The following is a 13,374-nucleotide window of genomic DNA, read 5'->3' as shown; positions in this document are numbered from 1 at the left end:
CGATTGCGGCTGAGGCAGCGAACTCGCACTATTGCCCAGTCCGCCGGACCGGGCAAGCTTGAAGGAAACCACCTGATGAAAATCACCCGTGTCCGCGCCACGCCCGTTAATGTGCCGCTGGAGGCAGCCTATGTCTGGTCATATGGTGCGTTGCCGGGCTTTACCCAGACCATCATCGAGGTGGAAACCGATGCCGGTCTGACCGGTATCGGCGAAGCGCCTTCCGCCGCTGCAGCGCAGGTAATCAACGCGAGCTTTGCCGAGGCGCTGGCCGGGTGCGATCCGATTGACATCACTGGTTGTGAACTGCGCTGCCTGCCGTCCACGCGTGGCGTACAGTCAGTGTCCGAGCTCGCCATGACGGCGATTTGGGGCGGCGTCGAGATGGCGCTGTGGGACCTGCGCGGCAAGGCTTGGAACCAGCCGGTATATCAGTTGCTGGGCGGTGCGGTGCGCAAGGACATCGCATTCACCGAGTACTTTGCCTATCGCCTTGCCGGGAATGGCAAGGGCGGAGAGGCCAGTGCTGAAGCCGTGGCGGACTACTGCGCGCGCATGAAGCAGGAGCACGGCTCCACACTGTTCGAGGGCAAGGTATCTGATGCCGAGCCTGCCGCTGCCATCAGGCTTGCCACCGCTGTCAGAAAGGCAATCGGCGATGATGCGCTGATGCGGGCTGATTCCAACCACGCCTATTCCGTTGCCACGGCGCGCACGCTGGCCCCGGCATTTGAGGAACTCGGTATCGACTGCTGGGAGGACCCGGTCGGCACCTATGAGGACATGGCCCGTCTGCGGCCGCACACGCGGCTGGCGCTCTCGTCTCACAACACCGACTTTCCCAAGGCGGTGTCGCTAGGCGTGCCGGACAATATCGTCACCAATATTGCCGGTCATGGCGGCTTCACTGCCACGTTGAAATTCATCGGCGCATGCGAAAAAATGGGTATCGGGTTCTGGTGTTATTCCGGCGACAGCGGCGTGGCGACAGCGGCCTACATGCACCTGTGCGCGTCGCAGAGCTGGATCACCAAACCGAACCAGTCGCTGCTCAGGATGCAGCCCCATGATGTGATCGAGGAAGGCCCGTTCCGACCGAAGAACAATGTCGTAAGGGTGCCGGAGGGGCCGGGACTGGGCGTGACCCTGTCACAGGAGAAGCTAAAGTTCCTGCATCAGCACTTCCTCGATAACGGTGCCATGAACAAATATCACAACCCTGCCGATCCCGGCCGGTATGTCAGATTGCCGCTGGCTTAGGCACGTCAGATGGCTGCGTTCCAGCCCGGTGCGGCATTTCATCCAAACATGTCAGGAAGCCGTCATTTACGACCTCTAGCTCATTGTTCTGACTGCGGATTATACATGCGATTGGAATTAGAATAACTCTAATATATTGTTTTAATTACATAAATCGACTCTTTTTTATTGACCCTGCATCTGCATCAATGATACCCGACTAAAACAGTCAGAAATAAATTCACTGGTGCATTCATGGGTATCGATCAGGCTAATTTGGTGAAGGCCGGGGCACAGCGTGTCCTGGACAACAAGCCGGAACGGCTGTTCACCGTCGGCCTGCGCTGCACCATCGAGGGCTTCGATTACAGCGACATAGAGTGCTGGGAAACCGCCTGGCAGACCTACTGCCGGGAAGTTGACGCCGTGTGTGCCCGCCGCCTGTTGGGCGAAGTCCAGTACTTCGTCAGGGTGTTGCGCAAGTACGAACCGCGCAATTACTCGTTGTTCCCCTATGGCTGCCGCAGGCTCAGTCATGACGAAAGCCAGATACTGAACTTCATCGTTTGCATGCAGAAAAACGATGCCGCGGCAGCAGACGTCGCGGTCAGGCTGGTGTTGGGAAATGCCGTGCAATGCCATCCGGAAAACCTCAGACATCTGCTGTCTGCCGGTCAGGCGGTAGCCGATGCGTTTACCGCCCATGCCCTGTTCTTCATACCGCTCGGTCAGGACGTGCTCGACGCGCTGACCGGCAAGTCAAATGCCATCTGCCCGGCATGCCCGTCGGCGGAAATGCTTCAATTTCCCAAGTTAAACTGAAGGAATACACGAGATGAAAAAACGTCTGATCACAGCATCACTTGCAGCCATGGCGGTGTTTGCCCCGGTACAGGCAGCCACGGCTGCCGATGCATCCTCGGTGATCGCAACATATTCTGACATTGCCGCTGCCAAATACGGTGATGCGCTGACAACCGCCCAAACCCTCAAGACGGCTGTCGATGCCTTTGTCGCGGCACCTTCGGCTGAAAGTCTTGCTGCAGCACGTACCGCGTGGCTTGCGGCCCGCGTGCCTTACCAGCAGACCGAAGTGTACCGGTTCGGCAATGCCATCGTCGACGACTGGGAAGGCAAGGTGAACGCATGGCCGCTCGATGAAGGACTGATCGACTATGTCGACCCGGCAGGGTATGGCGACAGTTCGGACGAAAACCCTTTCTACACGGTCAACGTTGTGGCCAACAAGTCTGTCACTGCAGGTGGCAAGACGATTGATGCGACCAAGATCACGCCCGCTGTTCTGGAAAGCCTGCAGGAAGTCGGCGGCGTCGAAGCGAACGTGGCCACCGGCTACCACGCCATCGAGTTCCTGTTATGGGGCCAGGACAACAACGGCACCAAACCCGGTGCCGGCAATCGCCCGCACACCGATTTTGACACCGCCAATTGCACCGGCGGCAACTGCGACCGCCGCGCTGATTATCTCAAAGCTGCCACGGATCTCCTGATCAAGGACCTTGAGGATATGGCTGCAAACTGGTCGGCAGACGGAGCCGCCCGCAAGACCCTGGCCGAAGGCAAGGCAAACGCGGGGCTGAAGGCAGTCCTGACCGGCATGGGATCGCTGTCATACGGTGAACTTGCCGGTGAGCGGATGAAGCTCGGGCTGCTGCTGCATGACCCTGAAGAAGAGCATGACTGTTTTTCCGACAACACCCACAACTCGCACCTGTATGACGTCATCGGTATTGAGAATGTCTACCTGGGCAAGTACCAGCGTACTGACGGGTCAGTTGTCGAGGGTGCCTCCCTGTCCGATCTGGTCAAGGCAAAGGATGCCGCACTGGACACCGAACTGCGTGAAAAAATCGCCGATACCGTATCCAGGATGCAGGTCATGGCCAAGCGTGCCGAAGCCGGTGAAAGCTACGATCAGATGATCGGCGAAGGCAACGAGGAGGGCAATGCGGTCGTCCAGGCCGCAATTGACGCGCTGGTGGCCCAGACCCGCACAATCGAAAAAGTCGTCGCGGCTCTCGATCTCAAGATCGAAGTTGAGGGATCCGACAGCCTGGACAACCCGTCCGCCGTCGATCAGTCGCAGTAATGTGCAACAGCCATCAGATGTCAGCAGGCGATGAGGGGGAAGCCATCGAGAAGGGTAGTTTGCCTAATGCGGTGGCCCAGGCAAAGGGCCGCCGCATTCGCCTGAGTGAAATGGGTCACTGGTGCTGTTCGGTGATCGGCACATGCCTGACCCATGACGATTTGCTGATCATCGCGCGGAAGTGGAATGTACACATTGAGAACGATGCCCGCGTTTTCGATGTACATGGTTTTTTTGCCCGCAAGGCAGGCGAACCGGGCGACATCTCCCGGGCCATCGAGAAGATGCTGGACGGGCGTTATGGCGGACTGGTCCGTCGGGTCGCCAACACCTCGGAAGATGACAGGCTGGTTGATTTCTGGAATACGGCGGTCAATGACGGCTTCGTAGCTGGAGCCTACTGGGCGGTTATTTCCCACCGGCATGTTTCCGACGACTTGCGAAACCGTATTTTCGGTGAGGTCCACATGATGTCTCACCTGCTGGGGGGAACGGCACGAAAGATTGTCGGGGCGGCGGCGGAACTGCAGGCCAAGGTAGACCAGATGGAGCGCCGGCAGGAGCGCTGGTCGAACCAGGTGCGCCATGCGCTCGATGTTCGGGATGGCAAGATCGCAAAGTTGCAGGATGAGCTTGGCAAGTCCCGAACGAAACAGCGGACGCCCTCGGCTGCGGCGCCTGGGGCAGACAAGCTGTCGAAGCTGAATGCAAAGCAGGAGCGCGCGCTGATCGCCGCCCGCACCCGGGCCCGCCAGCTGGCCAATGAGCTGGAGCAGGTGAAGGATCGCTTGTCGGAGGTGCGCAAATCGAAACCGACCAGAGCGCCACAGTCGCCGGTCGCGAGCTTTGACCCGGGCCTTGGTTTATGCGGCAAGGCGGTGCTGTATCTCGGCGGCCGCCAGGCCAGCGTGCCGCAGATTGCCAAGGCGGCCGAAGCCGCAAGGGTTTCGCTGCTGCATCACGATGGCGGGCTGGAACAGTCAACCCACCTGATTGATGACTTGATAAGTCGATGTGACGCTGTGATTTGCCCGGTCGATTGCATCAATCATCAGGCTTGCTTGAAGGCAAAGAAGCTATGCAAGAAAATGCACAAGCCGTTCATGCCGGTATCGTCTCGCGGCACCACAACATTTCAGCGCGCCCTGGCGGAACTCGCATCACGTTTGGACACCGGCGCCACCAGCGCAATGCAACACAGGTAGCAACCATGACATCAGGCCTTCGGCGGAGGTATCTTCCAATCCTGGCGGGCGCGGGAGCCATTGGCTGGCTGCTGCTCTGGCAAGCGCCGGAATTGCAGGCGGGGTCGGCAGCGTTCGTACCGGGTGAAGAAATGCCTGGTGGCGAGGCAACATCCCGCCGGTCGGCCAAAAACGCCAATGCGTTTTCCCACGCATCCGGCAATGCCGGTTTTGACCGCGAGTTTGATTTCAAGATCGGCAATGGCATTTTCCGCAAGCTGTGGGTGTCGGCGCCGGCATCAACGAATTCTTCAGATGGCCTTGGCCCGTTGTATAACGCCCGTGCCTGCCAGCGCTGCCATCTGAAAGATGGCCGGGGTCATCCGCCTGAAAACCTGTCGGACAATGCAGTGTCAATGCTGCTTCGGGTTGGCATTCCGTTATCTGGCGACAAGCCGCCTGTAAAACCTGATCCGGTTTATGGCGGGCAAATACAGGATTTTGCCATTCAGGGCCACAAGCCGGAAGCTCGTATCGAGCTGCGTTACGAGGAGTTTGCGGTCGAACTGTCCGGCGGCGAGACGGTCATGCTGCGGCGCCCGAAAATAGAGCTGGCGGACCTGGCCTATGGGGCCATGCACCCTGACGTCAGGCTGTCGGCGCGCATCGCCAATCAGATGATCGGACTTGGACTGCTGGAAGCGATTTCCGCACCGGACATACTCGCCAATGCCGATCCGGAAGATGCGGACGGTGATGGTATTTCCGGCCGGCCCAACATGGTCATGAACCTGGAGGCCGGTATGGCCGAACCGGGACGTTTCGGCTGGAAGGCGGGCCAGCCCACGGTGCGGCAACAATCGGCTGCTGCCTTTTCCGGCGACATGGGATTGTCTACCAGCCTGATCACGCCGGGTGCGGGGGACTGCACCGAACCGCAGGCTGCCTGCCTGCAGGCAAAGAACGGCGCTGATCCGGCTGAGGGTAATGTGGAAGTGCCCGATGAGATGCTCGATCTTGTTGCTTTCTACGCTCGCAATCTGGCTGTTCCGAAGCGTTCTGACGCACAGTCGGATCAAGTGCTGGCCGGCAAGGCCCTGTTCAGCTCTGCCGGTTGTGCCGCCTGCCATGTGCCGTCTTTCAGGACGCTGGACTCCAGGGACGTGGCGCCGGAACAAAAAGGCCAGACCATCTGGCCGTATACCGATTTGCTGCTGCACGACATGGGTGACGGCCTGGCCGACGGCCTGCCGGAAGGCCAGGCACTGGGCCGGGAGTGGCGCACCGCGCCTTTGTGGGGCATCGGGGCGACCGAGATAGTCAGCGGGCACACGCTGTTCCTGCACGACGGCAGGGCGCGAAACCTCACCGAGGCCATACTCTGGCACGGGGGCGAAGCCCAGGCGGCCCGGGATGCGTTTGCCGCAATGACGCCGAAGGAGCGGGCCGACCTGATCGCGTTTGTGAGCTCCCTGTGAAGGCCTTCCTGACCAGATGGACGATGTGGATCCCGGTTGCCTGGCGCTGACGGTGCCCGGTGTGACCGCGCCCCGGGGCAACCTGTCGACATTCTGGTCGGTTTCAGACGGAAAATTCCTCGCCAGTGCCGCAATTGAGGATGGCTGTGGCGTGTCGGCCACGACAGGCAATGGAGGCTTCCTGGTCAGCAGCGGCACCGGCGGCCTGGTAGCTGCCAATCCGTCTTCGATAACCCGGATATCAAAGGCGGGTGCCGACAATCTCGCCTGGGACAATCATATTTCGGGATTATCCGGCAGGCATCTGTTTCAGTAGCGCAATGATCAGGCCGGCAGTCCGGCTTTCAGCAAACCTTCGGCAAAATGATCGGTTTCTTCCGGATTCATTTCCGGTTGCTTGTTCACCCAGTCATTGACGGAAAAGTCAGGCTGCATCGACAACACCTGCTCCTTGTGAAAGAGCATCTTTTCCTCATTTCCCAGATAGGCATGGCTGGCGGCCAGCAGTCTGCAGCCCATCGCCGGATTTGCCATCCGCTCCAGGGAATTGATCACGTCATTGTAACGTTTCATGGCGAAATAAGCGTCGGCCAGATACCACAGATACCAATCGGGATGGTATGGATTCAGCCGCATGGCCTGGTTGAGCAACTCAACCGCCTCTTCAAGCTGGCCATTATAGGTGATTGCTTCTGCCAGTTCTGCGAGTATGTCGCTGTCATTCGGATTGAGCTCCAGCGCGCTGCGCAGTTCTTTTATGGCAGACGCCACTTCCTTCTTGAACAACAGGTTGAAGCCCAGTTCTGCATGCGCCCGCGCACTTGAGCGGTCCAGAGTGACGGCTTTCTCGGCCCATTTGACCGCGTCGTCCAGCCCCGTCTCGTGCTTGTCGCCCCAGCCAAACTGCCAGTCATAATTGCGCGCGCGGGCATACCCCGCACATGCGGGCGCATAGGTTGAGTCTCGATCGAACGAGGACAGGAACATTTCCTGCGCCTTGGCGTTGTCTTCGGCCGTGTATTTGAGCAGGAACTCGCGTCCGTGCAGCAAATCGCTGTAGGCTTCCAGATTCTGTGTTTCCAATTCATTTCTCCGGGTTGCTTCAGCGAACTTTAACCTGCTTGCCAGAGTCGAAACTATGAGTTTTGTCACATTGTCTTGTAATTCGAAGATATCTTCGAATTTTCTGTCATATTTTTCTGCCCACAGATGATGGCCGGTTTGGCCATCCACGAGCTGCGCGGAGACACGCAACCGCTCACCGGCAAATCTGACACTGCCTTCGAGAATGTACCGTACACCGAGTTCTGTTGCAATTTGCTTTGCAGGGACATTTAAGTCTTTGTAAACAAATGATGAATTCCTGGATATGACAAACAGTTCTTCAAATTTTGACAGGCTGGTGATGATGTCTTCACTCATGCCGTCGGAAAAGAAACCACTGTCTTCGGACCCACCCATATTGACGAAAGGCAGGATGGCTATGGACGGCCTGCTCGGCAATTCGAGCTTTTTTTCAGGTTTTCGCATTGCCGCAGGCATCACGGAAGTGCTTGCGTCCTCGCGAACCTTGTACAGTGTAATGGGTAATTCGACATTTTTGAGTTCACGCGGACCAATACATTCAAAACCGAAGTGCAATTTATGGCGGACCAGTTCATAAACGACTTCGGATACACAAATGCCGCTCGGATCCGCATATTGCTCAATACGCGCCGCGACATTCACGCTATGGCCGTAAACATCGCCGCCTTCATGCATGATCTCGCCGAGATGTACACCAATTCGAAACACCGGGCGCCTGTTTTCGGGAACGTCTTTTACGTGTTCTTTCAACAGCTTCTGGATGTTGATGCCATAAAACACAGCGTCTGTAACCGAGTTGAACTCGATCATTACGCCATCGCCGGTAGATTTGATGAACACACCGCGGTGCTGGTCGATCAGGTTCCTGAACAGGTTCAGGCAACCGGAAGTAAGCTCGTGGGCCTCCTCCTCGTTCTCAGACATCATCCGGGTATACCCTTCAACATCTGAGACCAGTAAAGCCCTCAATTCCTGAACTCTGCGCTTTAAGTCTCCGTTTTGCGTCGTTCCCAACTCAAAATTCCCTTATGGGCAATCGGTTCCCTTGTTATTTTCATGTGGTGATTTGACAATGCAGACACATTTGTCACCTGGGTCACCATCGTCTTTCGGGCATTCCGTCTCGGCATCGTTGAGCTTTACCTTGTAGGTACCGGTCTCTTGCCTGTCTTTGATCCGGAAAACTGCTTCATAGAGTTTGTCGGCCCGTCTTTCAAATGAATCTTCGATCATGTCGACATCATCGCAAGATCCGTCATTTTTGACGAGAGCCATGCTCGACCCGTCCAGAAGCACATTTTCATTCAAGCCCACAATGAGAATGTATTCAGCTGGCTCATCTTCTATCCCCCGAACCATGGTGTTCTTGCAGTCTTCGTTCGGATGGGCGGGACGCTCAATTTTTACAGATTCGATTTCTAATGTCATTTGTCGTTTCTCACTGATTCAGCGTGAATGGAACACACCCTGTTTCTCAAACATCGGTGGATCTATTTTTGTGGCAGACAATTGTAGCTTAACCGCCGCCGACCTTGCCGCCGCCGACCTTGCCGCCACCGACCTTGCCGCCACCGACCTTGCCGCCGCCGACCTTGCCGCCGCCGACCTTGCCACCGCCGACCTTGCCACCGCCGACCTTGCCGCCGCCGACCTTGCCACCGCTGAAGATCGGGTTTTCATCATCCCAAGACAATTCGGCACCCACCAGAAGCTCTTCAAAAGTGCCGGCGGTCACGTCCATCCGGATTGTGAAGTCAGCCTGATCGTAGGCCCATACTCTGATATCGGCAGCAAACGGGAATCTGGGCACAGCTGAACCGGTCAGGACTGCCGAGCTTGGACCGGGGGCAACCTTTGCACCCGTACCCGACATGTATCCCGGTTCCGTTTCCGGCCGTTCACCCTTGCCGTGCACCAGAATGATGGATGGCGGGTCGATCTCGTAGTACTGGCCATCATAGGCAAAACCGTAAATCCTGGCGAAGCGCGCTTTATCGGCTCCCTCGACCAGCAATTGTTGTTGCAGAAACTTGTTGGCGCCTTTGCGCGTCGGCTTTTGCTTGCCGTCCTTGTACAGATTCCTGTCGATTGACAGGTCGTCTAGAACACGTCCGAACAGCAATATGCCGGACGTTCTGAGTAATGTCTCAGCCATGTACCCACCCCTTTTTTGTGTACCCCTATTTGTACCGGCGCAACTTTTCTGGTTACTCCCCCTTCTTCGCAACCAGATTGCTGTTACGCAAAGTCATTCCGGCTGGAAATAGCCTACACTATTTTTTTCGCGGTTGAAAAGCACATTGCGAGCCTTTGGGACTGCAATCCGCTAACTTCATCGTGTGTTATCTGCGTGTATGGCGGCATCCCCGTCTTTTGCCGCCGGGCAATTGCGTGCGGACTGAAAATGCGTGGCTGTTATGGTCCGGTTCGGACAGCCTTGGTCCGACCGCAACATCACCGATTCCCCGCTTCTTGAGGTTGTGGATCAGAATGTTGCGGTAAGAGCCGTTGCAGATCTCCAGCTCAGCCAGCACCAGTGCGTCGGCCACATCCTTGTAGGTAAGCTGCGGGGTCAGTTTTGCAAATGTCGTGGCCAGGATGGTGCCTATGATGTCGCGCGCTTCCATCAAGGCCTGCCGCATCTGGCCCCACTGAGCCTCGTAGATCTGATCGAAGAAATCCTGCATGACGCTCAGGTATTCGTCCTGGTCTTCCAGTGCGTCCGCTATCTCGATTATCTCTTCGGTTACCAGGCCCCAATCCTTCATGCTGTCGTGAAAGATGTCGACGAGAGTATCGAAGATCGCTGCCGTCAGCGGTTGGCCCAGATCATGCTCATCCGTCCAGCCATCGGTGAAATCCCACAAGGTCAGCTCATTCGATGCAATTCTGATCTGCTTGTTCTTGCTCAGCTTGCCGATGCGGTTGAGGCTGTTCAGGGCATACAGATTGCCATGGGTTGTCTCCAGCAGGTGGTCCAGGGCGCTCTCGAAATGCAGGGATGAAATCAGTGCCACCATGTCTGCTGCGGATTCGTGAAACCCGTAATAGTCGTGATGCACCCTTTCGGGATCGGGTAATCCGATGATCGGATAGATGATCGAGTGCCCGACCTCATGGCCGATCACATCGAAATTCAGGCTGAACGGCTGGTAACCGTTTTCATCGATGTCATACCCGCCGATCTCCATGAAGCCGAAGCCCATGGTTGCGTTGGGGAAACGCGGCATGATGACAAGTTCCATGCGCTCGTAGATATCGCCGAAATGCCAATGGATCGGTTGGTCGAAATATCCCTCCCAGATGTCCAGCACAAATCGCGTGCAGCCATAAAGGTGAGCCGCTTCGAACTGCGGCGTGCCGAGTTCCAGATGCGTGAAATGACCGTTCGCGTCGGGCTGTGCCGGTTCATGAATTGTGCCGTACCACGGTGGGGAAAACTGCTCTCCAGCACGGTTGATTTCACTTCCGTAGGTCACCAGCTTGTCGTGCGGGAAGATGGCATACATGCGGTCATCTGCCGGTCCGGGCCCGATCGTGCCTGCTTCAAGGGAGACTTCGATTTCTTCCGGCTCGACAGCTTCCTCCTGCCCGGGAGGCCGTGGATACAGCAGGAATTTGGTTCGCTCGTTACTGGCCCAACTCATGGCGCCCTCCCATTGACGTCAAAGATTATCACCAGTCGGCAACCTTATTCAAACCGGTTTGCCGTCGGCCAGTTGGCGATACTGGTATTCAACCCTCAGCAACTCGAAAAATTCGTCGGCTGAGACCAGGCCGATTGATTGCGCATAGGCGTTGAAGTCCGCCGGCATTTCGCGTTCAAGGCAATCCTCAAAATGCCACGCTGCCAGTTGCAGACGCCCGGCACCGAAGTCTTGCTGGTCTTCATCTTCCTCCTGCGCAAGCATTTGTTCGGCAAAGCGGGTTTTCTCACTTGCCTTGTCGCGCAGTGTCACGAACTGCCCGGTCTCGCGCAATGTCGACAGCATGTGCTCGTCAAGCTCGCCTTCGGCTTCAACCAGCAACTGGTCAACAAGCGCATTGTCATTGGCCATTCGCAGCACGCCGGCATCGTCCGTGTCGTTCCGGGTCAGCCAGGCATCCAGTTTCTTGCGCTTGGTCAGCGCATTCGCGAGACGAAAGTCCCTGACCCTGTCATTCAGTTCCTCGCTGCTTGCCTGGTATCCGCGTCCCCGCTGTTCCTTGAGCGCCAGCAGGCGCAGCAAAGCTTCGCGCTGCACGTTGTAATAGGTATCCGGGTCCAGGCGGAGCTCGTTGAGGATGCCCATGGCGGAAGGCTCGCCTGATTGCTGTGCGGCCAGGGCGGGTTGCGCGTCGGTATCCTCGACAACGGAGTGCCAGAGATGCGTGTACTCAAACGTATAGCTGGCCTCGTTCGGCGGCGGATCGGTGGCGGCAAACTCTTCTATCTCGCGCAGCATCTGAAGGGCATCATCGCGCTTGGCGTCAACCTTGCCGTCCGCAAGCCAGTCCCTGAATGCGCGTATCTGCGAGGCGTGTTTCTTCTTGGCCTTGGCAGAGCTCAGCAAGGTGTCCCAGTTGCGTTCGCGGTAGTAGGTGGCCTTGGCCGCGTCGATCAACCTGCCCGCCAGCTTTGCCGTCAGGACACCGTCGCTGACGGCCTGTTTCAGGGTGGCTCGAATGTTGACCATCGGTTCGGACAGGCCAATGTAGCCCATGTCCTGCGGCCCGTGGATCAGGGCTACTTCATCGTCATCTTCAAGTTCGCCGTCCCGGTAGCTCTCGAAGATCTGCCCGACACCGCGCATGCCGAACTGGTGCAGTTCGGCAGCCCGCAGCGCGCCCATGCTCGAGGAGCCGAAAACATGCACGCCTTGCGACATCGTCCACAGGATTTCCTTGTGCCAGATTGACAGCTCGCCCTGGAAATAGCCGTCGACAATGCCGATTATTTCCGGGTTCAGCTGCAGTGCCCTGTGGATGTCACCACGCCGTGCCGGAGGCAGGCAGACCAGGTCCGGCCGCGTGGCAATTTCACTGGGAGGAAGGGTCGGCCCTGAGAAGATGACGATCACGGCTGGCTTGCCTCGACAACACTGAGCGCACGTGGCCCCGGTATGTAACCATCGTCATCATGCGGTGCCTCCAGGCCCGGGATCACCACCCGTACGACAGGTATTTCGTACTTGGCGCTGGTCATGTCGATCACGGCAACCTCGTCAATGCCCGCTGCGGCCAACCCGGCCAGCACAAATTCGATATCATCTTCCATGGTTGTGGCAAGCTTGCTGAAAATCTCCTGGAAATTACCCTGGCCGTCGCCGCCTTCCATCATGCGCTCGGCATAGCGGTATTTTTCAGCGCGACCGGCTTCCGAGAATTCCGCCGGGGTGAGGTCGTCCCTCGACCCGGCTATATAGGTGGTGCGGGTCTGCACCGCCTCGGTCAGGGCCCGTGAAAGCGCGATTTCCCGTGCCGGATGGCATCCGGCGCCGGCTCCCATGTGGCCGTCGCCGGTGTTTTCGTCCAGCAACAGGCAATAAAATGCCGGCACGCCCGTGTCGGTTGTCATGTTCCAGATGACCGGTTCAAGCTCAGCCTGCGCCAGTATGCGCAGAAGTTCGCCGCAGTACGGATCGTCAATGGTGTCGACGTCGATGCGCGTCGCCCAGCGTTCGTCCGGGTCCAGGTGGTGCCACAATGTTGACGCGTCCCGTTCGATCACCTCGCAGATGGCGTGGCAGGTCGCCTCGAGAATGTGGTTTCCCGAAGCAAGCCCGTTGGTGCTGGCCGGAAAGCAGCCATGCCCCGTTGGCCTTGGGATATTGTAATTGGTGTGCACCATCTCGTAGGGCAGCCACACAGGTTGCCGGTCGAACAGGTTCTTGCCTTCAATCCACAAGATGGGCTGATCGCGATGAAACAGGCTGTCTTCCAGCGGTGGCAGGCGGTCGATCTGAACCACCGGGTGGTCTGCGCTCAGCTCGCGGTAACTGGCCAGTTTCAGCGGCAGCACCAGCCGTTCCGCATGCCAGGTTTCGATCGCTTCCATCAGGCCGGAGGCCTTGGCGGATGCGATGTCCAGGCCTTTGCCCTGCGATACCGCAACAGATCGCGAATTTGGCCTGACGACCATGACAACCGGTATGCCGATGCGGTCAAGACCGGTGACGTCGGCAATGCGTGTGATGCCGAAATCGCTCATGAGCGGCTTTAACCGCTCGACTGTGTCTGCGGGCGCAACGGTTCGGTGGGTACCTGCGAAATAACTCTTCGACGCCGTCATCTGGGT

12 protein-coding genes are annotated in these 13,374 nt (G+C 57.6%); 6 read left to right on the top strand and 6 right to left on the bottom strand.

Annotated features, from left to right (window positions below):
* Positions 1-75 precede the first annotated feature (75 nt).
* The 6 genes from DHN55_RS03900 (at position 76) to DHN55_RS03875 (ending at position 6,327) form a co-directional block, all read left to right on the top strand.
* Positions 76-1,260 (top strand): enolase C-terminal domain-like protein, encoded by a 1,185-nt coding sequence (locus DHN55_RS03900; protein WP_108880062.1) that lies wholly within the window; start codon positions 76-78, stop codon positions 1,258-1,260.
* 234 nt (positions 1,261-1,494) lie between these two features.
* A complete protein-coding gene (locus DHN55_RS03895) occupies positions 1,495-2,061 on the top strand; it encodes a hypothetical protein (protein ID WP_108880061.1) in 567 nt (188 codons plus the stop codon).
* Between the two features lie 13 nt (positions 2,062-2,074).
* A complete protein-coding gene (locus DHN55_RS03890; protein ID WP_108880060.1) occupies positions 2,075-3,349 on the top strand; it encodes an imelysin family protein in 1,275 nt (424 codons plus the stop codon).
* Positions 3,350-3,366: 17 nt separating this feature from the next.
* Positions 3,367-4,554, top strand: coding sequence for a DUF2325 domain-containing protein (locus DHN55_RS03885; protein WP_337659899.1), 1,188 nt, complete (start codon positions 3,367-3,369; stop codon positions 4,552-4,554).
* A 5-nt stretch (positions 4,555-4,559) separates the two neighbouring features.
* Entirely contained in the window at positions 4,560-6,011 is a 1,452-nt protein-coding gene (locus DHN55_RS03880; RefSeq protein ID WP_108880058.1) for a di-heme oxidoredictase family protein, read from the top strand.
* 16 nt (positions 6,012-6,027) lie between these two features.
* Complete coding sequence (locus DHN55_RS03875; protein WP_108880057.1) at positions 6,028-6,327, top strand: DUF1513 domain-containing protein; 300 nt, start codon at positions 6,028-6,030, stop codon at positions 6,325-6,327.
* Between the two features lie 8 nt (positions 6,328-6,335).
* On the opposite strand, the gene DHN55_RS03870 is transcribed toward DHN55_RS03875, so the two are convergent.
* The 6 genes from DHN55_RS03870 to DHN55_RS03840 all read right to left on the bottom strand — a co-directional run bounded on the left by DHN55_RS03870 (position 6,336) and on the right by DHN55_RS03840 (position 13,368).
* Positions 6,336-8,066 carry an adenylate/guanylate cyclase domain-containing protein gene (locus DHN55_RS03870; protein ID WP_337659898.1) on the bottom strand — a complete coding sequence of 577 codons (1,731 nt, stop codon included), beginning with the start codon at positions 8,064-8,066 and terminating at the stop codon, positions 6,336-6,338.
* 57 nt (positions 8,067-8,123) lie between these two features.
* On the bottom strand, positions 8,124-8,525 hold the full coding sequence (locus DHN55_RS03865) for a hypothetical protein (RefSeq protein ID WP_108880055.1): 402 nt from the start codon (positions 8,523-8,525) through the stop codon (positions 8,124-8,126).
* 88 nt (positions 8,526-8,613) lie between these two features.
* Positions 8,614-9,252, bottom strand: a complete 639-nt coding sequence (locus tag DHN55_RS22215) for a hypothetical protein (protein ID WP_337659897.1) — start codon at positions 9,250-9,252, stop codon at positions 8,614-8,616.
* A 187-nt stretch (positions 9,253-9,439) separates the two neighbouring features.
* On the bottom strand, positions 9,440-10,744 hold the full coding sequence (locus DHN55_RS03850; RefSeq protein WP_108880053.1) for a hypothetical protein: 1,305 nt from the start codon (positions 10,742-10,744) through the stop codon (positions 9,440-9,442).
* Between the two features lie 48 nt (positions 10,745-10,792).
* Positions 10,793-12,157 (bottom strand): TfuA-like protein, encoded by a 1,365-nt coding sequence (locus DHN55_RS03845; RefSeq protein ID WP_108880052.1) that lies wholly within the window; start codon positions 12,155-12,157, stop codon positions 10,793-10,795.
* A complete protein-coding gene (locus tag DHN55_RS03840; protein WP_108880051.1) occupies positions 12,154-13,368 on the bottom strand; it encodes a YcaO-like family protein in 1,215 nt (404 codons plus the stop codon). Before DHN55_RS03840 ends, DHN55_RS03845 begins: the two co-directional genes overlap by 4 nt.
* Positions 13,369-13,374: the final 6 nt, after the last annotated feature.

This window comes from Anderseniella sp. Alg231-50, from assembly GCF_900149695.1.
Taxonomy (GTDB): Bacteria; Pseudomonadota; Alphaproteobacteria; order Rhizobiales; family Aestuariivirgaceae; genus Anderseniella.
The sequence above is the reverse complement of the archived record's forward strand: the minus strand, read 5'-3'. Positions and strand labels throughout refer to the sequence as shown.